The 23,413-nt window shown below is 33.4% G+C and carries 20 protein-coding genes; 13 read left to right on the top strand and 7 right to left on the bottom strand.

Translation table 11 applies throughout. The features are described 5' to 3' along the window. Positions 1 to 156 precede the first annotated feature (156 nt). Genes RWL86_RS04555 through RWL86_RS04535 form a run of 5 tightly spaced genes read left to right on the top strand, consistent with a single transcriptional unit; the run spans position 157 to position 5,516 of the window. Entirely contained in the window at positions 157 to 1,227 is a 1,071-nt protein-coding gene (locus tag RWL86_RS04555) for an ABC transporter ATP-binding protein (protein WP_314077383.1), read from the top strand. Then, the gene (locus tag RWL86_RS04550) at positions 1,227 to 2,102 is read left to right on the top strand and encodes a sugar ABC transporter permease (RefSeq protein ID WP_314077382.1); all 876 of its coding nucleotides are present in this window, start codon (positions 1,227 to 1,229) and stop codon (positions 2,100 to 2,102) included. The genes RWL86_RS04555 and RWL86_RS04550 overlap by 1 nt, the downstream gene beginning before the upstream one ends. 2 nt (positions 2,103 to 2,104) lie before the next feature. Next, positions 2,105 to 2,923, top strand: a complete 819-nt coding sequence (locus RWL86_RS04545; RefSeq protein ID WP_314077381.1) for a carbohydrate ABC transporter permease — start codon at positions 2,105 to 2,107, stop codon at positions 2,921 to 2,923. Then, positions 2,907 to 4,199, top strand: coding sequence for an MBL fold metallo-hydrolase (locus tag RWL86_RS04540; protein WP_314077380.1), 1,293 nt, complete (start codon positions 2,907 to 2,909; stop codon positions 4,197 to 4,199). Before RWL86_RS04545 ends, RWL86_RS04540 begins: the two co-directional genes overlap by 17 nt. 27 nt (positions 4,200 to 4,226) lie before the next feature. Further along, positions 4,227 to 5,516, top strand: coding sequence for an extracellular solute-binding protein (locus tag RWL86_RS04535; RefSeq protein ID WP_314077379.1), 1,290 nt, complete (start codon positions 4,227 to 4,229; stop codon positions 5,514 to 5,516). Positions 5,517 to 5,865: 349 nt separating this feature from the next. Here the strand turns inward: RWL86_RS04535 and RWL86_RS04530 are convergent, their stop codons facing one another. From RWL86_RS04530 to RWL86_RS04520, 3 genes are all read right to left on the bottom strand, one after another. Beyond that, positions 5,866 to 7,038 carry an IS110 family transposase gene (locus RWL86_RS04530; RefSeq protein ID WP_314077060.1) on the bottom strand — a complete coding sequence of 391 codons (1,173 nt, stop codon included), beginning with the start codon at positions 7,036 to 7,038 and terminating at the stop codon, positions 5,866 to 5,868. Positions 7,039 to 7,392: 354 nt separating this feature from the next. Continuing rightward, complete coding sequence (locus tag RWL86_RS04525; protein ID WP_314077378.1) at positions 7,393 to 9,894, bottom strand: thiol-activated cytolysin C-terminal domain-containing protein; 2,502 nt, start codon at positions 9,892 to 9,894, stop codon at positions 7,393 to 7,395. 161 nt (positions 9,895 to 10,055) lie between these two features. Beyond that, on the bottom strand, positions 10,056 to 11,357 hold the full coding sequence (locus tag RWL86_RS04520) for a CAP domain-containing protein (RefSeq protein WP_314077377.1): 1,302 nt from the start codon (positions 11,355 to 11,357) through the stop codon (positions 10,056 to 10,058). Positions 11,358 to 11,542: 185 nt separating this feature from the next. Between RWL86_RS04520 and RWL86_RS04515 the strand changes: the two genes are divergently transcribed. The 7 genes from RWL86_RS04515 (at position 11,543) to RWL86_RS04485 (ending at position 18,355) form a co-directional block, all read left to right on the top strand. Then, positions 11,543 to 13,099 (top strand): 5'-nucleotidase C-terminal domain-containing protein, encoded by a 1,557-nt coding sequence (locus RWL86_RS04515; protein WP_314077376.1) that lies wholly within the window; start codon positions 11,543 to 11,545, stop codon positions 13,097 to 13,099. A gap of 126 nt (positions 13,100 to 13,225) precedes the next feature. After that, the gene (locus RWL86_RS04510; RefSeq protein WP_314077375.1) at positions 13,226 to 13,909 is read left to right on the top strand and encodes a response regulator transcription factor; all 684 of its coding nucleotides are present in this window, start codon (positions 13,226 to 13,228) and stop codon (positions 13,907 to 13,909) included. Continuing rightward, positions 13,884 to 14,903: a sensor histidine kinase gene (locus tag RWL86_RS04505; RefSeq protein ID WP_314077374.1), complete on the top strand. Its 1,020-nt coding sequence runs from the start codon at positions 13,884 to 13,886 to the stop codon at positions 14,901 to 14,903. The genes RWL86_RS04510 and RWL86_RS04505 overlap by 26 nt, the downstream gene beginning before the upstream one ends. 85 nt (positions 14,904 to 14,988) lie before the next feature. After that, positions 14,989 to 15,876, top strand: coding sequence for an RNase adapter RapZ (gene rapZ / locus RWL86_RS04500; RefSeq protein WP_314077373.1), 888 nt, complete (start codon positions 14,989 to 14,991; stop codon positions 15,874 to 15,876). Then, on the top strand, positions 15,873 to 16,892 hold the full coding sequence (locus RWL86_RS04495; protein WP_314077372.1) for a YvcK family protein: 1,020 nt from the start codon (positions 15,873 to 15,875) through the stop codon (positions 16,890 to 16,892). The genes rapZ and RWL86_RS04495 overlap by 4 nt, the downstream gene beginning before the upstream one ends. Before the next feature lie 65 nt (positions 16,893 to 16,957). Further along, on the top strand, positions 16,958 to 17,893 hold the full coding sequence (gene whiA, locus RWL86_RS04490) for a DNA-binding protein WhiA (RefSeq protein ID WP_314077371.1): 936 nt from the start codon (positions 16,958 to 16,960) through the stop codon (positions 17,891 to 17,893). Positions 17,894 to 17,974: 81 nt separating this feature from the next. Continuing rightward, positions 17,975 to 18,355, top strand: a complete 381-nt coding sequence (locus RWL86_RS04485; protein ID WP_314077370.1) for a single-stranded DNA-binding protein — start codon at positions 17,975 to 17,977, stop codon at positions 18,353 to 18,355. A 294-nt stretch (positions 18,356 to 18,649) separates the two neighbouring features. Here RWL86_RS04485 and RWL86_RS04480 read toward each other — a convergent pair whose 3' ends face one another. Further along, positions 18,650 to 18,931, bottom strand: coding sequence for an antitoxin (locus RWL86_RS04480; protein WP_314077369.1), 282 nt, complete (start codon positions 18,929 to 18,931; stop codon positions 18,650 to 18,652). 328 nt (positions 18,932 to 19,259) lie between these two features. On the opposite strand from RWL86_RS04480, the gene RWL86_RS08430 reads away from it, so the two are divergent. Continuing rightward, positions 19,260 to 20,276: a hypothetical protein gene (locus RWL86_RS08430; protein WP_399534439.1), complete on the top strand. Its 1,017-nt coding sequence runs from the start codon at positions 19,260 to 19,262 to the stop codon at positions 20,274 to 20,276. Positions 20,277 to 20,462: 186 nt separating this feature from the next. On the opposite strand, the gene RWL86_RS04470 is transcribed toward RWL86_RS08430, so the two are convergent. From RWL86_RS04470 to RWL86_RS04460, 3 genes are all read right to left on the bottom strand, one after another. Further along, positions 20,463 to 21,281 carry a Cof-type HAD-IIB family hydrolase gene (locus tag RWL86_RS04470; RefSeq protein ID WP_314077368.1) on the bottom strand — a complete coding sequence of 273 codons (819 nt, stop codon included), beginning with the start codon at positions 21,279 to 21,281 and terminating at the stop codon, positions 20,463 to 20,465. Positions 21,282 to 21,428: 147 nt separating this feature from the next. After that, entirely contained in the window at positions 21,429 to 21,977 is a 549-nt protein-coding gene (locus tag RWL86_RS04465; RefSeq protein WP_314077367.1) for a hypothetical protein, read from the bottom strand. Between the two features lie 203 nt (positions 21,978 to 22,180). Continuing rightward, entirely contained in the window at positions 22,181 to 23,326 is a 1,146-nt protein-coding gene (locus RWL86_RS04460) for a dipeptidyl aminopeptidase (protein ID WP_314077366.1), read from the bottom strand. Positions 23,327 to 23,413: the final 87 nt, after the last annotated feature.

Here is a 23,413-nt window from a genome sequence, read left to right as displayed (position 1 = left end):
AAATTAGGTATATAGGATAAGTTAGCATTTGTTGCACTTGACTTGACAATTCACGAAAAATATTTTTTTAAAAAATACTTAATATTTGTATTTCATGAAAGCGCAAAACATGGTATACTGGAATGTATTCAAGTAAAGAAATTTGGAGGTTTACTCATGATTGATGTTATCGACTTAAATAAAGTATTCGATAATGGCTTTGAAGCATTAAAATCCGTTAACTTTTCAATTGAGCAAGGGGATTTAGTTTGCTTATTAGGGCCTAGTGGTTGCGGAAAATCAACTATTTTAAATATGATTGCAGGGTTATTACAACCAACTGGTGGAGATATCCAATTTAAAAAATCTTCTGTGATTAATACAGAACCAAAAGATAGAAATATTGGATTCGTATTCCAAAACTATGCATTATATCCTCATATGACAGTATTAGAGAACATTATGTTCCCATTAACAGTAGGGGAAAAGAAAGTTTCAAAAGAAGAAGCTAAAAAAATTGCAGAAGAATACATGCAATTAACAAATATCGAGGAATTAGCTGAGAAAAAACCTGGCACTTTATCAGGAGGACAACAACAACGTGTTGCGATTACTCGTGCGTTAGTTCAAAAACCAGAAGTATTATTATTAGACGAACCATTAAGTAACTTAGATGCTCGTTTACGTTTAAAAATTCGTGAAGAAATTCGTCGTTTAGTAAAAGAAGTGGGAATTACAACAATCTTCGTAACTCACGACCAAGAAGAAGCTTTATCTATCAGTGATAAAATTATCTTATTAAATGAAGGTGTTATCCAACAACATGATGACCCTCAAAACTTATATTTAGAACCAAATAATTTATTTGTGGCTAAATTTATCGGAAATCCTATTATTAACATTTCAGAAGTGGATGTAAAAGATGGTGTGATTCATCACCCAGCGTTTACTTTACAAGCAAGTGAATTAGTAGCAAGTCGTTTCCGTAAAGAATTAGAACAAGGACATTACTATTTAGGATTACGTCCTGAAGATTTAGTTCCAAGTGAAAATGGATTATTTAGAGTAACCGTTACGGCAGTTGAATTAATTGGTCGTGAACGTATTTTACACTTTACATTAGGAGAACAAGATATTAAATCAATCGTAAGTGTGGAACATAAGATTGAAGAAGGAGACACACTTTCATTTGACCTTCTAAGACATAAATTATTCTTATTCGATCAAAATGGAGAACGTGTATACTAATGAAAAAATATAATCCTGAGAATCAACCAAAGGCGTGGTTATTCCTTCTTCCGTCATTAGGTGTGATTTTACTATTTAATATTTACCCATTAATTCGTTCATTTTGGATGAGTTTCCAAAAGGGTTCATTGTTAAAACTTCAATTTACTGGTTTATCGAACTATCAAAAAGTTTTAGCAGATCCAGTGTTTCATAAAGCGTTAATGAATACAGCTTTATATGCATTTGTAGTAGTACCGGTTGCTCTATGTATTTCAGTTGTCATTGCTTGGATTATCTTTGAAAAGGTAAAACATAAGAGCGTATTTGAAACAATTTTCTTCATGCCATATGTTACAAGTACAATCGCAATTGGGATTGTGTTCCGTTATTTCTTTAATGGAAGTTACGGATTAATTAACTTTTTACTAGGTTTAGTAGGAATTCCTGCAGTGAACTGGTTAGATAATGTTAATATGAGCATGCCAACTTTAATTATTTTTGGTATTTGGACAGGACTTGCATTTAATATCATTATTTTATTAGCAGGTTTGAGAAATATTGACCCAGAACATTTTAAAATTGCAAAAATGTTTGGAGCTACAGAAAAAGAAATTTTCTGGAGAATTACATTCCCTCAATTAGTACCAACAATTGCGTTCTTATCTACAGTGAACTTAATTGGTGCCTTCAAAGTTTATACGCAAGTATATGCATTATTTGGAGGAACACCAGGGGTTGCCAATAGTGCGACAACTGCCGTGTACTATATTTACGACAAGTTCCATGTAGCTGGTCGTCCAGGGATTGCGATGGCAGCAACTGTAATCTTATTTGTGATTATTCTGATTGCTACTTTCTTCCAAAATAAATTCTTGAGAAGAGCGGAGGGTTAATCATGAAAAAAGTGATCAATTATTTATTATTAGCACTGATTGTGGTTTTATCAATCATTACCGTGTTCCCATTTATTTATATGATTTTGACAGGGTTAATGACTTATGCGGAAGCTACAAGTATTCCACCAACATTAATTCCTAAATCATTACAATTCCAAAACTATTTTGAAGTATTCCAAAGAGCACCGTTCTTACGTTACTTTGCCAATACATTATTTGTATCATTATTTACAACTACTGCAACGGTTATTACTTCATTATTAGCAGCATTTGCTTTAACAAGTTTAGAATTTAAATATAAAAAAGTTGTGACATTAGTGATGGTTTCATTATTAATGGTTCCTTATGAATCAATTATCTTTACAAATTATCAAACTATTGCACAATTAGGATTATTAGATACTTATCTAGCTTTAATCCTTCCATTTTTAACTAGTATTTTCTATATCTACTATCTAAATGGCTATCTTCGTGGAATTCCAAGTACATTCTATAAAGCAGCTAAAATTGATGGTGCATCAGATTTAGAATATATTCGTCGAATTTTAGTGCCAATGTGTAAGCCAGCGCTTGTAACAGTTGGGATTTTAACATTCATTATGAGCTGGAATTCATTCCTATGGCCATTACTTGCAACAAACACTAAATACTTCCGTCTATTAAACAACGGATTATCAGCCTTCACGACTGAAAGTGGTAGTGACGTTCAATTACAAATGGCTGCCGCAACATTGACAGTAGTTCCTATTTTGATTATCTATTTCGTATTTAGAAAAGAAATTATTAGAGGGGTTGCTAAGAATGGTATCAAAGGATAAAACCGTTGTTACATTCCATAGCGGAATTCTAACAATTGGAGGAACGGTCATCGAAGTCAGTTATGGAAATTCTCATATTTTCTTCGATTTTGGGACAGAGTTTCGACCAGAATTAGACTTACCAGATGAGCAGTTACAAACACTGATTCAATATGGAATCATCCCAAAACTAAATCATGTCTATGATCCACGTTTGGGATATGAGTACGATGGAGAAGAAACGGGAGAGTATGAAAATACAGCAGTATTTTTATCACATGCTCACTTAGATCATTCAAGAATGATTAATTACCTGGATCCTGCTATTCCATTGTATACTTTAAAAGAGACAAAAATGATTTTAAACAGTTTGAATCGTAATGGGGATTTTTTATTACCAACACCGTTTGAAAAATCTCCTTTTACGAGAGATATGATTGGCTTAGAACCAAATGCAATCGTAACTGTTGGTGATATTACAATTGAAGTTGTTCCAGTAGATCATGATGCATATGGTGCAAGTGCCTTATTAATTCGAACTCCAGATCATTTCATTACGTATACTGGAGATTTACGATTACATGGTTATATTCCAGAAGCAACAGTAGAGTTTTGTAAAAAAGCGAAACATACACAGATGCTAATGATGGAAGGCGTAACGATTAGTTTCCCTGAAAGACCAGTTAATCCAACTGAAATTAAACCATCTAATGAATTAGAAGTCATTGAAAGAGTGGTTCAATTTCAAAAAGAAAATCCAAATCGTCCGATAGCTTTTAATGGTTATCCAGCGAATGTGGAACGATTCGCAAAAATTGTAGAAGAATCTCCACGGATAGTAGTGTTAGAGGCTCATATGGCAGCATTACTACAAGAAGTATTTGGAATTCATGCACATTTTTATTATTCAAATGAAGCAAAACGTATTCCAGAATTAAATCATGATTTAGAAGTTTCCTATCAAACACTAATTGAAGATCAAGGGGAGTATTTCTGGCAAGTAGTCGATAATTTTGATAAACTACAAGAAGGAACACTGTACCTTCACTGTGATGCACAACCATTAGGTGACTTTGATCCGAATTATCAAGTGTTTCTCGATTTATTAGCGAAACATCACATCGAATTTGTGAAAATCGCTTGTTCAGGTCATGCAAAGCCTGCGGATTTAGACCGTATTATTGCGATGATCGAACCCCAACTTTTGGTTCCTATCCATACTTTAAAACCAGAATTACTGGAAAATCCGTATGGTGAAAGAATATTGCCACATCGTGGCGAAAAAATTGTGTTGTAAAACTATAAAAGAAAAAGGAGAACAATTATGAAATTCAAATCTTTAGTAAAAGCGACACTTGCGACAACATCAGTTTTAGTTTTAGGAGCTTGCGGTAATACTGCTTCAAACTCACAAAAAGAAACTAAAGCAGACATTCAAACAGAAGTAAAAGAGGAAACAAAAATTACTTTCTGGCATGCTTTAAATGGTAAATTAGAGGAAACTCTAACGAAATTAACTGAGGAGTTCATGGCTAAAAATCCTAATGTGAAAATTGAGTTACAAAACCAATCTTCATATAAAGATTTACAAGCTAAAATTAACTCTACATTAACTTCGCCAAAAGATTTACCAACAATTACTCAAGCATATCCTGGATGGTTATGGAATGCTGCAGATCAAGATCAATTAGTTGATTTAAAACCTTATTTAGAAAACTCAACTATTGGTATCAAAGACGATGCTGCGATTCGTTCTGAGTTATTGAAAGGTGCACAAATTAATGGTGTACAATATGGTATTCCATTTAACAAATCAACAGAAGTATTATTCTACAATGCTGATTTATTCAAAGAATATGGTGTTAAAGTACCAACTACTTTAGATGAATTAAAAGAAGCAGCTAAAACAATTTATGAAAAATCAAATCACCAAGTTGTTGGTGCTGGTTTTGATTCATTAAACAACTACTATTCAACAGGTATGGTGAATAAAGGGGTTCAATTTAACAAAGATTTAGATATTACAAGTAAAGAATCAAAAGAAGTTGTTTCTTACTATGCAGAAGGTATTAAAGAAGGTTACTTCCGTATTGCTGGATCAGATAAGTTCTTATCAGGACCTTTCTCAAATAAACAAGTTGCAATGTATGTAGGTTCAACTGCGGGTGAGTCATTTGTTGCGAAAGGTGCTAAAGAAGGTGGATATGAATACGGCGTAGCTCCTCGTCCAGAAAAAGTTAATATCCAACAAGGTACTGATATTTATATGTTCCAAAGTGCTTCTGAAGAACAACGTACTGCAGCTTACTTATTCTTAAAATTCTTAGCGTCTCCTGAGTCTCAATTAACTTGGGCACAAGCTACAGGATATATTCCAGTAGTTTCTAAAGTGTTAGAAAGTGCTGAGTACAAAAACTCAAATTCTAAAGTTCCAGCAGCAATCGCTGAAGGTAAAAAAGAATTATTCTCAATCCCTGTGATTGAAAATGCTGACTCTGCTTATGCAGAAATCACTAAGATTCAAGAAAAAGTTTATAGTGATGTAAATGGTTCAAGTGTGGATAAAGTTTTAGAAGCTTCTAAAGCTGAATTCCAATCAGTTTGGAACCAATAGTTTCGTATTAGACTTCCTTAATAGTAGTATTAGGACGCCAGCAGACCTGCGGTCTCATGGCTAAAATTTGAGCCTAAGGTCTCAAATTTTCTTGCAGTATCAGCCGATGTGGCTGATACTGCTCATACTACTATAGGAAGTCTATTCTCATTTAACGGATGTATAATGGGGTACGTCTGTGAGGAGACTTCCTTGATAGTAGTATTAGGACGCCAGCAGACCTAGCGGTCTCATGGCTAAACTTCGAGCCTAGGGTCTCGAAGTTTATTTGAAACAAAGTACCAAAAAAAGACAAAAAGATACTACCTATGCTATAATATAAGTGAAAAATTTTTTTAATTGTCAAAGATTAAGCGTTAGTCTGTTGTCGCAGACCTAACGCTTTTTGACTATTATAAGGTTGGTGCGATTGAAGTATTTTATAGATAATTCTAAGCATTTTATGACCACAAGCGATAATAGCTTTCATTTTACTTCCTCTGCTGGATATTCGCTGATAGAAAAGTGAAAAGGTTTCTTCTTTAGCACGTTGAACACTTAACACCGACATTACTAAGGCTTGTTTAAGATATTTATTGCCTTGCGTCGTGTGTGAAGATCTTTTAACACCTGCACTTTCGTTAGAACCTGGACACATTCCAGCCCATGAAGCTAACTTCTTTTCTGTTTTAAAAGCATCAACATTTGGACCAATTTCAGCTAATATAGTGGCACAACAATTATCACTAATACCAGGAATTGTTAGAAGAAGTTGATATTCTTCAGGAAAATGATCTAAAATATATTCATTTATTTCTTTATTGAGTTCTTCTGATATCTTTTTCTGAAGTTGATATTCTTCCATACATTCTTTAATTAGAAAACGATCCACTGTAGATAGTTTACCTTCCATAGCTTCAATTAATTGTCTAGTAGAGGCTTTTATTCTACCATGTATGCAACTTTCGACATTATCTTCATTGATAACTTCACCATCAATAAATAGAGTCAACAATGCTTGTCCTGTCTTGCAGAAAATATCTGCTAAGTAACTTGTTATTTTAATATTAGCTCTTTGTAAAATAACATGGATATGATTTTTTATTTGAGTTAAACGTTGTTTTACTGAGAGACGATAACGAGTTAAATAACGTAATTGAAGCACTTCTTGAGAAGGAATATAAGATTGGTTAATTAAACCACACCGACCAAGTTGTGCAATCCACTCAGCATCCTTGACGTCTGTCTTACGACCAGGGACATTTTTAATATGTTGAGGATTGGCAAGGATTAATTCTAAGCCAGAATCTGAAAAGATATTGAAAAGAGGAATCCAATATTGTCCTGTACTTTCGAAGAAAACATGGGTAACTTGATGTTCAAGTAGCCAATCAAGAGCTGCATTTAATTCTTTAGTTGTGGTACCAAAGCTTGTTTGATATTTTTTAGGTTCATTTGAAGTTAGAGGGCCATCTAAAATACAACAAACAATGGATTTCTGATGTACATCAATTCCACAACAAATTGGGTGCATTACATCCATAATAAAACCTCCTATTCTAATTGTTTAAGAACAATGGAACAGAAGGTAAAATGTAATTTTATTTTCATGCTCTAGGCATAATCGAGTTTTCTCATGACCCCTGTTCATCCAGTTTTCCTGACAGGAACGACAATTCCCCAATAATTCGAACGGATTAGTATTGTTCTCTAACGTAAGTATAATACCAAATTTTGTTTCTGTCATGAGTAAGACGGTGAAACCGTCTTGGAGTTTTCCTGCGGTATCAGCCAATGTGGCTGATACTGCTCATACTACTATGGGAAGTCTTTTCTCATTTTATTTATCAAAAAAACACACTAAATTTTTAGTGTGTTTTTTTGTGTTAAAATTAAATTACTGATCCGAAATTTTTGAGTTTAATGTTGTTCCCCAGTGTGTAATGGTACGTTGTGGTGTATCTAATACTAGAGTATTATCGTAAATTGGTTTCCACCAATTCCATACTAAACCTGTTGCTTTTTCAATTTTAACACGGATATTTTTCATATTCGCTTTTACAGATAGATTCAAAACATAACCACTTGTTCGATTTTTTCCATTACCTTCCCAATTTTGAGAACGAACAGTCTCATTCCCATCTTTATCCGTATTGATTTCATCCCAACTTATCGTATAACGTGCTACATAAGCACCTTTATGTTGAATCGTTAAAACTTTATCTTCGTTGACTGAAGAGTTGATTGGTTGTTGAATAGAAATCATTTGAATATTCGCATCTTTTACAGGAATATGTCTAAATACTTCTACTTCAGCTAAGCTTAGTGCTTGGTGTTCATGTCGTAATTGAACTCGAACGTAACGACCAATTTTCCCATTAAATTGTACGTCTAATTGGGTAGAAGTCAGTTGTTTGACAAATTGTTTTGAAACTTCTTGTCCTTTTTCATCGTATAAAATTACATCGAAATTCGATAAACGCTTCGCTAATTCGCCATCTCCACGATTGAATAATCTTACTAATCCTACTTGTTCGCTTCGACCTAAGTCTACTTGCCACCAAGCTTGTTTTTCAAAATTAGTATGCGTAACGGAATTTTGAGAGTAACTACTATTTGTATTTCCATCTAATGCACGGTTTGCATTTCCTCCGTAAGCTGTTGAACTTTGAGTAGCTTGTTTTTTCCATGCGATATTTTCAGCACGAAGTACTTGAACTTCGGCTAAACTTAGTGCGTTGTTTCCTTCTAATTCTATTCTTACATAACGAGCTTTTTTATAATCAATTGCAATTTGAGCAAAAGTATCTGTTAAAGAAGAAATACGTTTGCGGTCAATTTCATTTCCAAAACTATCTAAGAGAATAACATGGAAGTTAGATAGACGTTCAGACGCTGTATCAGTGCGATTATAAATATTAATTTGACGGATTGTTTCTTCAGAATCTAAGTCAACTTGCCACCAAGGTTTCGATTGGAAATCTGTATGGGTAACAGATTGATTTCCGAAATTTCCATCTGTATTTCCATCTACAGCTTTACTTGCAAATCCATCATAAGCAGTGGAACTTTGAGATACACGTTTGCCTAAGGCGATATTTTCTAGTGGATCTACACTTGGTACTGAAGAGTTTTCAGGTGTAACTGTTTTTTTAATAAATTGTATCGTGTCTAATTTAGGATCACGATATCCTTGCTGGTCTAGAGTTGAACGTTTACCAATATTAAAGTTAGGAATTTCGTTCATTCGGCTCTCAAAGTATCCACGAGAACGATGTTTGTGTTCAGCATTTCCAGTTGAAGTAGTAATATCACTATCATTTTGAAGAATAGGTGTTATCACATTATCGTTGTCAGTAACATAGTGCTTGATTTTTCCATTTAATGCTAACTTTCTACTTTCTAATCCAACATCCCAAAATCCATTATGAGCATTCCAAACAGTACGAGAAGTAATGATTTTTGGTGCATTAAAAGTTGTGACTTTTTTTAGAACGTTCTCATAAAATGTAGGATATTTTTGATAAGCCTCGACAGCTGCGATTTGTGCTAAATATCCTCCTAGGGAATGTCCAGTAATATAGAGATTTGTCACACTAGAATCTTTAGCTAATTCTTCAATGACTTTGCGGATGTCATTCACTTGAGTTGGTTGATTTCCACCAAATAGAACAAGGTCATTTGTTAAGTCGTTTACATCTGTGGAATTATAAAGTTTTGTTCCTCGGATAGCTAACATTTGTACAGAACTATCTTTAAGATATGGAAAATCACTTTTTGTTTCAAAAAGAACGGCATCCATTCCATTATCTGTGTGATAAGATTTTTTCATTTTCCAAAATGGTGCTAATTCATTATGCATCATCTTATATTCTTGACGTTCTAGATATAGATAAGGGAAGAGATTTTTATGGTCTAAAATTTTTTTAATATAATCATCATTACGATAAGAGAGTTCCATAAAAAGAACGGCATCTCGATCTGTCATATACCATTTTGTTTTGTTGTCATCTTCGTTATCTAATAAGCCATCTCCATCGCTATCTTCTAGTAGAGGATGGCTGTAATAACCTAAGTATTCTTTTCCATTTTTGCTATAAACATAAAGTTCGTCTTTATTTTTGATGCCATCATGGTCATCATCGCCTTCAGGATCTAGAGGTTTTTCTCCATATAAAGACTTGTCTAGTAGGTTATCTTCAGAATGAAGTTCTCCCTTAGAAACTTTCAATGCATCTTCAGAGGTGAAAGTTCGGTTAGTCCCCATGGAGTTGGCGCTTACATTATTTTGAGTAGTTGCATATGTTGCAGACGCATTTAATAATGTTACTCCTGCTGCGATAATTACTGCACTTGTGATGATATTTTTTGAGTTTGGGTGAGGTTTCTGTCGTTTCATAATTTTATTTCCTTTCTAACTTTCTCTTAAATTATATTATACAAGAATTATAGAAAACTCACAAATTTTATTGTTTTTGAAGCCTATTTATATTTGAAATTAAATACTTGTGTTTAATGCTAAAAAAGAGACGACCGAAGGCGTCTCCTAACTATTTATGATTATATTAATTCTCCGCTAGCATTAACTTTATAGCCATCAGGAGTTGTTGTATTCATAGCTAAAGCACCTGAGTCATAAGCATAGTACCATTTTCCGTTTTCTTTGAACCAACCAGTTTTCATTGCACCTGAATTATCAAGATAATACCAAGCGCCACTAGTAGCTACCCAACCAGTTTTCATTTCACCAGAGTTATCTAGGAAGTACCAAGAGTTTCCACTTTGAAGCCAACCCGTTTTCATAATACCGGTGCTATTCATATAGTACCAAGAACCATTTGTTGATACCCAACCTGTTTTCATCCAGCCTTCATTATCGAAGAAGTACCAATTACCATCAATTTGTTTCCAGCCCGTTGCATAATTACCATTAGTGTATTGATACCACCAACTATTTCCTGATTGTTTCCAAGTTCCAACGACTGCTGTACGAGTTAATTGAGTTTTTAAAAATTTAAGAAATTCGGCAGGATTATTTGTAGAAAAGTTAACGGATTGACTACCTCTAGTTTTAAAAGAATTAGTTTTTGTTACATGATTTCCGATAACATTATAACTTTCATCAAATAAATTTGCTTTAGCTGAAATTTCTTGAATACGAGAAGATAAAATTTCTGTATATAAAATGGCTGGTCCGTAATTACCAACTAATGATTCAGAATCTCCAGAAGAACTAGCTAAACTTTGTGCAACTGCAATCCAACCGTTTTTGTGTGCCGGATTATCAAATGCTGCAAGTCCCATATGAGTATATTCAGGGTTAATTAGAGATTCATAATGTCCAGTTTGTCCTGATACAGATTGTCCTTCACGTTTTTTTAAATAGTCTTCTTTTTCAGAATACCATTGTTGAATAGCTGCCGTAAAACCGCCATAGTTCCATGCTAAATTTTCAGAATAAGTATAAATTCCACTAGGAAATGCACTTTGAAGATCTTTATTTGATAAGCGTACATGCCCCATTGAAATAGAAGCTTCTGCAGCACGTGTAATAGCAGTTTGTTCTAGTGCTGTTGACCATTTAATTGGTACATATGTAACAAGACCTTCATCCGCTGCTTCTTTACGAATTGCGTTAATACGATTAATAATAGCTTGTTTATCTGGAGTTAATAATTCTCCTTGGATTCCCATTAAAGAATTTCCTGAAGAAGCTGATGTTGTTTCAGAAGCTAAAACATTTACTTGTGTTCCGTTAATAGTTTTAGTCGAGTAAAGTCTATCATTTGCTAAAACAGGATTTGATAGGGAAGTCCCAACTAAAGAAATTAATAATAAACTTGATAATAGTATTTTTTTCATATAAAGACTCCTTTTTGTATATTATGTCATCATAATATCATAGTAAAAACATACATGACAAATAAAAATAGAGAGAAAGGATTTCGTTCATGAATCAGTATAACTTTTAATGATTTCTGTATCTATTTATTTTGATAGGGGTATGATACAATGAACTGTGAGAATTCGAAGAAATGAGGGATAAAATGGAAATTAAGATTATTGAAACAAGTGATATGCATGGGTATGTATTACCTACAAACTATGCTGAAAGAAATTTAGATTTAGGATTTAGTACAGCTAAAGCAGCAACCATTATTAAAAAAATAAAAAAAGAAGCAAAAGGTCCAGTTATTCAAATTGAAAATGGTGACTTTATTCAAGGTTCTCCATTAAGTTATTATGTTCGTAAACAAGGTCATCATATTGCCCATGACTTAACTAAAGTTTTAAACTATTTAGAATATGATTTAGGAATTTTAGGAAATCATGAATTTAACTATGGATTAGATTATTTACGTGAAGCCATTGAATCATACAATCATCCGATTATTTGTGCGAATATTCTTTCTAAAACAGGTGAACAAGTATTTGGAGAACCGTATCGTATTATCGAAAAAGAAGGCGTTAAAATTGCAGTATTAGGATTAACAACCCCATATATTCCAAAATGGGAACAACCTGCAACCGTTAAAGATTTAACCTTTATTAGTGCTTTAGAAACTGCACAAAAATATGTACCTGAAATGCGTGAAAAAGCAGATATCGTAGTAGTTACCTATCATGGAGGGTTTGAGTCAGATTTAGAAACGGGTGAACCAACTGAGTTATTAACAGGAGAAAATGAAGGGTATGCGATTGCGACTAAAGTTCCTGGAATAGATGCTCTTGTAACAGGACACCAACACCGTGTTATTGCAACAAAAGTAAACGGGGTCCCTGTTATTCAACCAGGATATCGTGGAGCTTATGTCGGTGAAATTAGTTTACAAGTTGAAAAAGAAGGCGACCGTTATGTTGTCGTTAATAGTCAAGCTAAATTACATGAAACAGCAGGAGTTAAAGCAGATCCTAAAGTGTTAGAAATGTTTGAAGAATTACAAGCAGATGTAGAAAATTGGTTAGACACACCAGTAGGAACTGTTGTGGGAGATATGACGATTACAGATCCTCAACAAGCAAGATTAGTAGAACATCCGTATATTGAATTTATTAATAAAGTTCAAATGGAAGCAACGGGTGCAGATATTTCAGGAACTGCTTTGTTCAATAATGAAGGACGAGGCTTTGGTTCTAAAATTGCAATGCGTGATGTGATTACAAACTACATTTATCCAAATACGTTAGCAGTGCTAAAAATTTCCGGAGAAGATTTACGTTTAGCGTTAGAAAGAGTAGCGACTTACTTTATTGTAAAAGACGGAGAAGTTCAATTTAATCCAAAATATATTGAACCAAAACCACAATATTACAATTATGATATGTATGAAGGAATTGAATATACACTTGATTTTACAAAACCATTTGGAGAACGAGTGACAAGACTAGACTATCATGGAGCTCCTGTTCAAGAAACGGATGAATTAGAAGTTGTAACAAACCAATATCGTGCAGTAGGTGGCGGAAACTATGCCATGTTTAAACCAGAAAAAATTGTACGAGAAGTACAAATTGATATGACGGAGTTAATTGCCGATTATTTGAAAAAACATCCTGTATTAGAAGCAACAACAAACCAAAACTTCAAGACGATTATCAAATAAATTTTTAACAATCAGGAGAAAACATTTTTCTTTATAGCTAAGCTACTAAAGGAAGGTGTTTTTTTCTTATTTATTCCGTGATACAATCAAGTTGTATAGGAATGATTCGAAATAGAGGTGGAATGGATGCATACGGTGATGATTGTAGAAGATGAACCCATTATTCGTGACGCTGTAGCTCAGGAATTAAGCAAATGGAATTATCAAGTTGAATGTGTAACAGATTTTAATCATGTAATGGATGATTTTGTAAAAGTGAATCCACAGTTAGTGATATTAGATATTACTCTTCCTTTTTTTAATGGTTATTATTGGTGTCAGGAAATTCGTAAAATTTCGAATGTGCCAATTTTATTTTTATCTTCTCACCAACAACCGATGGATATTGTTATGTCGATTAATATGGGGGCAGATGACTATATTACGAAACCTTTTGAAATGCCGATATTAGTAGCTAAAATCCAAGGACTTTTTCGTCGTGCATATGAATTTGTTGGAACTCAAGATTGGATTGAATATAAGGGTGCGACGTTACATTTGAAGACGACTCAATTTACTTATAAACAACAAGCAATTGATTTGACGAAAAATGAATTTCAAATTTTACGTGTTTTATTTGAAAGAGTCGGAAGCTTTGTAAGTCGAGATGAATTGATGAAAGAATTATGGAATAGTGATTTCTTTATTGATGATAATACGTTAACCGTAAATGTTGCTCGTCTTCGTAAAAAATTAGAAGAATGCGGGTTAGTGAATTTTATTACCACTAAAAAAGGAATTGGATATGGGTTGGTGGATACCAATGAGTAAAGAAAAGAGACAATTTATTCAACAGTGGCTATTCAGTCATAAAAAATTTTTAGTTTATATCGCTTTTATTTTATGTTTATGGCTAATCTTTGGTTATGCTTTTAATGCTTTAGAATGGATGCTATATTTAATAGTACTTGTTCTCATTTTTTCAGGCATATTTTTAGCTGCTTGGTGTATAAATGATTTCCTTCAGTATAAAAAAATAAAGGAAAATCCTAATTGGAAAGAATTACTTCAAAGTGAAAAAGCGTGGACAACATCTGAACAGTTTTTATTAGAGACTTTAGAGGATTACGCCACTCAATTAGCGCAAGCTGAATTTAACCAAAGAGAAGCTTATAAAGAGCAGTTAGATTACTATACCATGTGGATTCATCAAATTAAGACAAGTATTGCTTCGAGTCAATTATTAATTCAGGCTTTACCAACTCTTCCTGAAAAGAGTCCATTAGAACAAGAGTTAATAAAAATTACAACTTATACAGACTTTGTTTTGCATTACGTTAGAATGGAAACCTTTCATCAAGATTTAGTGTTGAGAGAACATTCTTTGGACAGCATGATTCGTCAAATTTTGAAAAAATTTGCAACGTTCTTTATTTATAAGAATCTTCGTTTATCCTATGAATCTATTGATCAAGTTATTGTGACAGATGCAAAATGGTTTAGTGTTATTTTGGAACAAATTTTATTAAACTCCATTAAGTATACGGATAAAGAGGGACAAATTTCAATTTATTTGGACGGGTCTTATTTATGCATTCAAGATACAGGAATCGGAATTGCAGAATCTGACCAGCAACGAATTTTTGAACGAGGATTTAGTGGATTTAACGGGAGAATGAATTACCATTCTTCAGGATTAGGTCTATATTTATCAAATGAAATAGCGAAAAATTTAGGATTAGAATTATCAGTAGAATCAGTTGTTGGAGAAGGAACAACTTTAAAAATTTTATTACAGCAGGATAAGTTAGATACAAGGGCTTAAAAGGAGAGAAAATCGCTTAAAATTTCCCATGGAACGCCCGGATATGTTATGATAGAGAAAGTGAAATAGGAGAGGTGAATGACACATGGTAGATCAATTAGAATTAGTGGTCATTACAGGAATGAGTGGTGCTGGTAAAACGGTCGCAATGCAAAGCTTTGAGGATATGGGCTATTTTTGCGTTGATAATATGCCACCAAGTTTATTACCAAAATTTTGGGAATTAGTAAAAGAATCTGGAAAAATTACAAAAATTGCATTAGTCATCGACTTACGTTCTAGAGCATTTTTCGATGAAATTATGACATCGATTAGTGGTTTAGATAATACTTCGTTTATTACTACGAAAATTTTATTTTTAGAAGCAAGTGATGATGCATTAGTTTCTCGTTATAAAGAAACTCGTCGTACTCACCCATTAGCAGGTGACGGGCGTGTATATGATGGAATTATTGCAGAACGTCGATTATTACAAGATATAAAAGTTCGTGCTCAAAAAGTCATTGACACAACAACTCTTTCTCCAAGAAAATTACGTGAGGAAATTATGCATACTTTCTCAAATGGAGATACTGATATTTTTACAATTCAAGTAGTATCATTTGGATTTAAATATGGGATTCCAATTGATGCGGATATCGTAATGGATGTTCGTTTCTTGCCAAATCCGCATTATATTGATGAATTACGTCCGTTAACAGGACAAGATTCTGCCGTTTATGATTATGTCATGAGTCAACCAGAGACAAAAACTTTCTATCATAAATTTATGGAATTATTAGACTTTGTGATTCCTGGTTATAAAAAAGAAGGAAAATCTAGTGTAACGATTGCGATTGGATGTACGGGTGGACAACACCGTTCCGTTGCATTAACAGAACGTACAGGAAGAGAATTAATGTCTGACTCTTATCATGTAACGATTTCTCACCGCGATAAAGATAAACGTAAAGAAGGGAATGGTCGTTCGTGATTTTTGAAGTAGAACCTCAAGAAAAGAAGCGAAAGAAAGGTCCTAAAATTACCGTTATTGGTGGTGGAACAGGATTACCTGTATTATTAAGAAATTTAAGAAAACAAGATGCTGAAGTAACTGCCATTGTAACGGTTGCTGATGATGGAGGAAGTTCAGGCGTTATTCGTGACTATATTAACGTTGTGCCTCCAGGAGATATTCGAAACTGCTTATGTGCGTTATCTCCAATGAGTTCCTTGCAAAAAGATATTTTCCAATATCGTTTTAAGTCGGATGATCAATTTTTTGCAGGGCATGCGATTGGCAATTTAATTATTGCTGCTTTAACAGAAATGCATGGAAATAATATTTTTGATGCGATTCGTTTGCTATCTAGAATGATGAGTATTGAAGGTCATGTTTATCCTGCAGCAGAAGAACCATTATTGCTAAGAGCAGAATTTGAAGATGGAACGGTTGTAGATGGAGAGTCCCAATTAGCCAAGCATCGTAAAAAAATTAAACATGTCAGTGTTCATACTTACGATGAAAATCGTAAACCAATTGCTTCTCGAGATGTTGTAGAAGCCATTATGGAAGCCGATATGGTAGTAATTGGACCAGGAAGTTTATATACTAGCATTTTGCCAAACTTAATGATTGAAGATATTGGACGAGCAGTTTGCGAAACACAGGCAGAAGTGGTATATATTTGTAATATTATGACGCAACTTGGGGAAACAGAACATTTTACAGATAGTGATCATGTTCGTGTCTTGCATGAGCATTTAGAAGAACGTTTTATTGATACGGTATTAGTCAATACAGAGTCTGTTCCAGATGAATATTTAAATCAACAAAAACATGAAGAATATTTATATCAAGTAAAATATGATTTCCAAGGATTACGTGACCAAGGATGTCGAGTGATTTCGACAGATTTTCTTAAATTAAGAGAAAATGGTGTCTATCATGACGGACAAAAAGTCATTGATGAATTATTTACTTTATTACGAAGTGTTAAACATGATTAATGAAAAGAAGTGGGGAAGAGCATTGGTTCTTTCCCACTACTATTGTATAGAGAGAGGAGGGTATTATGTCATTTGCATCTGAAACGAAAAAAGAATTAACGCAATTAGAAGTTCATATCGAACATGCAAAAGCGGAATTAGCGGCGCTGATTCGTATGAATGGCTCTTTGAGTTTATTTAATCGTCAGTTTGTATTAAATATCCAAACAGAAAACGCAGCAATTGCAAGACGTATTTTCGTATTATTAAAACAACATTATCAAATTGAAAGTGAATTATTAGTTCGCCGAAAAATGAAATTGAAGAAAAATAATGTGTATATTGTACGTCTAAAACAGGGAACTAAAGAAATTTTAAGTGACTTAGGGATTATGGAAGAGTTGGAATTAATTACACATATTCCACTTGAAATTCGTGATAATGAAGAAAAGATGCGTTCTTATTTAAGAGGGGCATTCCTCGCAGGTGGATCCGTTAATAATCCTGAAACAAGTCGCTATCATTTAGAAATTTATTCAAACTATGAAGAACATAATGAAGATATTTGTGACATGATGAATGCTTTTGGTCTCAATGCGAGGATGATTGAGAGAAGAAATGGATTTATTACTTATTTAAAAGAAGCAGAAAAAATTGCCGATTTTCTAGCGCTCATTGGTGCAGCGAATGCGATGATGAAATTTGAAGATATTCGTATTGTACGAGATATGAGAAACTCGGTGAATCGTTTAGTGAACTGTGAAAATGCAAATATTAATAAAGTAGTTACTGCTGCTTCTCGTCAAATGGAAGATATTTTATTAATTGAAGAGACCGTTGGGCTTGAAGCAATGCCGGCTAAATTATTTGAATTGGCACAAGTGAGAAAAGAAAATCCGGATATTAGTTTGAAGGAATTAGGGGAGATTATTCCATCTGGTTCGATTTCAAAATCGGGAGTAAATCACCGCTTGAGAAAAATATCTGAATTTGCTGAAAACTTAAGAAAAAATATTTCGTAAAAAAATATTTTTTGAGATTTTTTTCGTACTTATAGAGTGAAGGACAATTTGTTCTTTAATAATCAATGGAGGTACGGAAAAATGAATCATGTTTCATTAATTGGTCGTCTGATTAAAGACGTCGCTGTTCATCAATCTGAGAAGGGGAATTCTATTTGTCGAAATACTTTGGCGGTACAGAGTATTTATAGACAGAATGATGGGGATAAGCAAACAGATTTTATTCAGGTGATTGCATTTGGTAAAATGGCAGATCGTATTCAACGTTTTGTGAAGAAGGGCGATCGTTTAGGAATTGAGGGTCGTATTCATTCGAGACATTATAAGAATCGTGATCAGCAGGATGTTTATGTGACAGAGGTGGTTATTGAGGAATGTTATTTCCTAGAGCCTAAGTCGCAAGAAAGTGAACCAGAAGAAACGGATGAGTTTGCTTCGATTTTCACGGTTGAGGGCGAATAAGATAAAAGACTTCTTGAAATTGTAGTATTAGGACGCCAGCAGACCTGCGGTCTCATGGCTAAAATTTGAGCCTAGGTCTCAAATTTTCCTGCGCTAGAAGCCAGTTGGCTTCTAGTGCCCATACTACGATGAGAAGTCTTTTTTCTGTTCTTAGGAATGACATTGGGACGTAAGAAAAGAAGACTTCTGAGAATTGTAGTATTAGGACGCAAGCAGCCTCGCAAATGCGAGTCTCATACTACAATGGGAAGTCTTTTTTTCTGTTCTTGGGAATGACAATGGGAGAGTTAGTGATTAATCAAGCCCAAATTCCTTTCTCACATCTGATAAAGAAGTCAGATTACCTTGATTAATGTCTTGATGACCAAGTAAAATCTCCTTTTTCAAATCTTCAAAGGTAACTTGATATTGTGTTTCCTGAGAATCACTAAATACAAATTCTGTAGAGTCAACTTTGCCAGTTGCAATTTTACGAGGTGCTGCGTTGAATACATCAGATAGAGTTATCTTTTCATCTGCTAGTATTTCTTTTGTTTGTTGATAGAATGTAGAATCTGCTCTGAAATTCATCGCCATAATAACCACCTCTTGTAAAGATATTTTGTAAATACATTGTAGCGCATTCTATTGTACAGAACAATCAAAATAAAGGTTGCCCTGTTTAGTGTAGAGACTACTATATAAATAATGAGTAGTTAAGCAAATAGGAAGATAAAAGTCGGTTTATACAAAATATGAATATATCTTATTCATAGAAATGCTGTAAAAGTTTAAAGTTCTACCTATTATATTGATAGAAATAATTTTTTTTTTTTTTTTGTTATATATTTTATGCATAGGATTTCCTCTAATAGTTGATTAATGGGGGATAATAATAGAATTTAAATAAAAAGGAGAGCTTTTAATGAAAAAAAGAAGTACTTTAATGGCATTAATACTAGCTTTGTTTACAGTTATTTTAGGGTTGAATTCGGTTCAAGCTGCAGCACCTACTAAAACAGTAATTAATGATAAAATTTGGTGGCTTAATGATTATGGTGATAAGAAATTTGAGGATTTTAAAGATTTCAAACATATTGGTGATGTAGCATCAAATAATTGGGGGATAACTTATTTTACTCCATCAGGGGATTTGGCTTGGTATAGTCCTAAGACTGGGAAAACATTAGTCCCATTAACACAGTATGGACTGAAGGTAATACATGTTTATGGAGCATTTGAACCTGGTGATATTGCGTATGCCCGCTTTGTTGCAGGTCAAAACTATCTAAAAGGTTATGATACTCTTGATAAAATCAAAGAAGCCATGAATAAGCCTAAAGGGACAACACCTGTTGCACCAGTTGTTTCTAAAGAGCCTAATAATCCAGCAGAACCAACTAAACCAGCTGCTCCAGTTGAACCAAAACCAGCTGCTGGAGCTGATACATCTGAAGATGTGCCAGCAGTACATGATATTGCTTATTTAAGACCCGAAGACCGAAAAGAACCAACAACAGCTCAAAAACAAGGCTGGGTTCAAGATAAAGGAAATTGGTTCTATTATGATCAACAAGGTCGTCAAAAATCTGGTTGGGTACAAGTAGGCGGAGCTTGGTACTACTTAGCAAGTGATGGAAAAATGCAAACAGGCTGGGTAAATCAAGGTGGCGTATGGTACTACCTAAACGGCTCAGGCGCAATGCAAACAGGTTGGTTAAACCAAAGTGGAACATGGTACTACTTAAATGGTTCAGGTGTAATGCAAACTGGTTGGTTAAGCCTAAGCGGAACATGGTATTATTTAACGGCTTCAGGCTCAATGAAGACTGGTTGGTATCAAGTAAGCACTAAATGGTACTATTCTTATGGTTCAGGTGCTTTAGCAGTAAGTACTACTGTTGATGGATATTATGTAAATGCTAACGGAGAATGGGTTTAATTAAAATTTTTCTTTCGTTAAAAAGCCCATTGTTAGCTAGAGTAAATAGAAGAAATCCTTAATCAATAAAAATCAGCTGAAGAGCTTCATAGAGCCGTTCAGCTGATTTTTTATTTTAGCAAAGAAAATGAGAAAAGATTTTTAAGAATTGTAGTATTAGAAGATTTTCTGTGTTAAAAACTCATACTACAATTTCTCACTAATTACTTGTTCAATCGCCTTAATGACACCATTATTTTCGTTCGTGTCTGTTATCTTGTCACTTAATCTTTTCACTTCTTCTGTAGCATTTCCCATTGCGATTGGTAATCCTGCGTATTGAAGCATTTCTATATCATTTGCAGCATCACCAATAGCGGCAATTTCGCTTTGGTTGATGTTGAGTTTTTGAACTAATTTTTCTAGTCCGTATGCTTTATTGACGCCTTTTTTTAGTACCTCAATTAAATATTTTTGGCTACGAACTACATAGAATTCTTCTCTCCAAGCATCTGGAATTACTGTTTCGAATTCGTTTAATTGTTCTTCATCTCCAAGTAGTAAAATTTTATAAAAATCTGTTGTAAGAGATTCTTCTATTGTAATACGTTTGATTTCTCCGTTGATGATTTTTACATCATACTCCATCCATTCTGTTGGTTCTTGGTCAAAGGAGTAGTAATAATCAATCCCACCACCCATCACACTAATGTCGTGGTCTTTTCCAAGTTGAATCCATTTTTGAATAGCAGCTGAATCTACAAATGCATCCATGATGCGATTTCCTGTTTGGCTTTCGTAAATATTAGCGCCATTCTGGCTAATGATATAATGATTTTCTTCAAGATAGCCTAAGTCTTTTAAGTAAGGGCGAATTCCCGTTTCTGGTCTGCCTGTACATAGAACTAATAACGTTTCTGTATCTTTGTTGTGAAATTCTTTGAAATATTGTTTTGTTTCTTCTAGTAATTGTTTTTTAGAATTTAGCAGCGTTCCATCCATATCGATGGCAATTAGTTTAATCATATAATGTAACCTTTTCCTTTCAATGAGAAGTAAGACAAAATATAATGTGTATTTAAAATGTTAATAGGATTCTTTTGATTATAATATAGGAATTTAAAACGAGATATACCAAAATTGTCACGTTTGTAATTAATTCTTTTTCTTTTGTTAAAAACTTTCTTTTAATTGGTTAATAAAATCTTCTTTAGAAATTGCTATTCCTAATTCATTATGAAAGTTACGTAGAGTGCTAAACCGATAGGGGGTTAAAGTTCTAAAAGTGACAGCCTCTCCATTTTCAATCCTTGAACAAATTTTAATATACTTATTTACGTAATTCTTAACTCTTGAGAAAATACGATTTGAATTTTTAAGATAAAAGTTTTTTTCATTTGGATTTTTAAAGTGATATATTTTTGAACTATCAATATCTTTTTCTTTAATAATAGTCAATTTACTGAAATCTAAAGCTTTTAGACAAATTTTTCCATCATGACGTCTATAGGTTGTATAAGGAAATAAATGACTTGAATTTTTAAGATTATCTGAAATACCAGAACGAAGCGGAATTGCAATCAGTTTATTATTAATATCGAGAATCATAACACCATGCCCACGAGCATTATCTTGCTGAAATTCATCTAATTCTTGATAAGTTTTAAAATATTCTTGAGTTAGCAGATGAAAATATAGACTATTTTTATTGATTTTTGACATAAACTAGCCCTCTATTATACAAAAAAAGGGTCTTTCTTTTTAGAGTCGCGACCCTTACGACTACATCAACTTTAGAGTATTTTCTTTTTAGAGTCGGTATTACTCTCCGACTTCTTCTGCGTAAATTATACCAAAAATATTTTTTATGTCAAATTAATCATATACATTGTAATGTTTTTTTAAGAAATACAAAAATTGATACATCAACCTTCCAAAAGCCAATCAAAAATTACATCATTCGTATCAAATGCAGCACCATTTTGACAATGAAGATCGCTGTAGTCCTGATTTTTGTCAAAAATTTTCATTTTTTTGTTGGAAACGTCTAATTGTTCAAAATATTGTGTTGCTAATTCAAAAGGGTAATAGTTATCATTTTTTGCAACGCAGATAAGAACTGGATTTTTTACAGGAAGTTCTAAAAAATCTCGACATCGAATGATGAGTTGATTGAGTGAATCACATCCGAAAACCCATTTTGCATGTTTAATTTGCCAATTTAAAAAGGGGATATGAGAAATATATACCTCAATCATTTTTTCTAAAAAAGGTGGGAATTGACTGTTTAAATATGGATGAAGTATTTTCGGGATATTCGTTTTAAAGGAGTCTAACATATTTGGGAAATAATTATATAGTACAACTTTATCGAATAAATGCTCGTTTAATGCAGATGCCCTTGCAATTAATAATCCACCTAATGATAGTCCAATTCCGATTTTTGGTAAGACAATCTCTTCTTGATAAGACTGAAGGATAGCTTCTACAACTAAATCCCAACGTGGAGTAAAACTTTTTTGATAAGTTCGTATAGCCCTAGATTGCCCGGGTCCTTCAAATAAAATGACATGATAACCTTCCTCTAAAGATGCTTTTACATTCGTAAAATAAAGTTCTTCTAATAAGGCATCGAATCCGCCACAAATGAATAATGTTCCTTTAGGTGTTTGATTCGTTTTAAAAAATAATGTTCTTAATGAATAATCTTCAAAGGGTACTTCCTTTAGTTCATAAGGAATCGATAATAAATCAAGTCCTTTACAAAAATAATTGACGGATAGTTGATAACAATCTAGTTTTCTGCTGTCTTTAGGCGATAAGAAAAATTCAGCTGCTTGAAAATATCGACTAGCTCTCAAATAAGCTTTTCCTTTAGAAATAGAACTGTTGAATTTTTTTGTTACTAATCTGTTGCCGAGTTTATACCATTCGATATACCAAGATTCATAATTTTTTTCTGTAATTTTTTCTGTAGTAGATTGAACTTCGGCAAAATCACTTCCGCCATAGGGGCAATACCACATTAATCTTCTTGTTTCAAATTCAAATTCAAAAGTTTTAAAAAACATCGAAACACTCCTTTATAGCAATCATATCTAGTTATGGGTATAATAATAATCAGAATGAGTTTTTTAGAAAAGAAGTTACTTTGAGGT

The sequence above is a fragment of the uncultured Granulicatella sp. genome (genome assembly GCF_963515095.1).
Classification (GTDB): Bacteria; Bacillota; Bacilli; order Lactobacillales; family Aerococcaceae; genus Granulicatella.
Note: the sequence above shows the minus strand (reverse complement) of the source record. Positions and strands in the feature narration are given on the sequence as shown.

What these genes read in the sequence shown, in the direction of transcription:
- RWL86_RS04535 (WP_314077379.1), top strand. Translation starts at nt 4,227, where the DNA reads ATGAAATTCAAATCTTTAGTAAAAGCGACACTTGCGACAACATCAGTT.
- RWL86_RS04465 (WP_314077367.1), bottom strand. Translation starts at nt 21,977, where the DNA reads ATGTCAAAAATCAATAAAAATAGTCTATATTTTCATCTGCTAACTCAA.
- RWL86_RS04550 (WP_314077382.1), top strand. Translation starts at nt 1,227, where the DNA reads ATGAAAAAATATAATCCTGAGAATCAACCAAAGGCGTGGTTATTCCTT.
- whiA (WP_314077371.1), top strand. Translation starts at nt 16,958, where the DNA reads ATGTCATTTGCATCTGAAACGAAAAAAGAATTAACGCAATTAGAAGTT.
- RWL86_RS04555 (WP_314077383.1), top strand. Translation starts at nt 157, where the DNA reads ATGATTGATGTTATCGACTTAAATAAAGTATTCGATAATGGCTTTGAA.
- RWL86_RS04545 (WP_314077381.1), top strand. Translation starts at nt 2,105, where the DNA reads ATGAAAAAAGTGATCAATTATTTATTATTAGCACTGATTGTGGTTTTA.
- RWL86_RS04505 (WP_314077374.1), top strand. Translation starts at nt 13,884, where the DNA reads ATGGGTTGGTGGATACCAATGAGTAAAGAAAAGAGACAATTTATTCAA.
- RWL86_RS04470 (WP_314077368.1), bottom strand. Translation starts at nt 21,281, where the DNA reads ATGATTAAACTAATTGCCATCGATATGGATGGAACGCTGCTAAATTCT.
- RWL86_RS04480 (WP_314077369.1), bottom strand. Translation starts at nt 18,931, where the DNA reads ATGGCGATGAATTTCAGAGCAGATTCTACATTCTATCAACAAACAAAA.
- RWL86_RS04510 (WP_314077375.1), top strand. Translation starts at nt 13,226, where the DNA reads ATGCATACGGTGATGATTGTAGAAGATGAACCCATTATTCGTGACGCT.
- RWL86_RS04525 (WP_314077378.1), bottom strand. Translation starts at nt 9,894, where the DNA reads ATGAAACGACAGAAACCTCACCCAAACTCAAAAAATATCATCACAAGT.
- RWL86_RS04460 (WP_314077366.1), bottom strand. Translation starts at nt 23,326, where the DNA reads ATGTTTTTTAAAACTTTTGAATTTGAATTTGAAACAAGAAGATTAATG.
- rapZ (WP_314077373.1), top strand. Translation starts at nt 14,989, where the DNA reads ATGGTAGATCAATTAGAATTAGTGGTCATTACAGGAATGAGTGGTGCT.
- RWL86_RS04515 (WP_314077376.1), top strand. Translation starts at nt 11,543, where the DNA reads ATGGAAATTAAGATTATTGAAACAAGTGATATGCATGGGTATGTATTA.
- RWL86_RS08430 (WP_399534439.1), top strand. Translation starts at nt 19,260, where the DNA reads ATGAAAAAAAGAAGTACTTTAATGGCATTAATACTAGCTTTGTTTACA.
- RWL86_RS04530 (WP_314077060.1), bottom strand. Translation starts at nt 7,038, where the DNA reads ATGGATGTAATGCACCCAATTTGTTGTGGAATTGATGTACATCAGAAA.
- RWL86_RS04485 (WP_314077370.1), top strand. Translation starts at nt 17,975, where the DNA reads ATGAATCATGTTTCATTAATTGGTCGTCTGATTAAAGACGTCGCTGTT.
- RWL86_RS04520 (WP_314077377.1), bottom strand. Translation starts at nt 11,357, where the DNA reads ATGAAAAAAATACTATTATCAAGTTTATTATTAATTTCTTTAGTTGGG.
- RWL86_RS04540 (WP_314077380.1), top strand. Translation starts at nt 2,907, where the DNA reads ATGGTATCAAAGGATAAAACCGTTGTTACATTCCATAGCGGAATTCTA.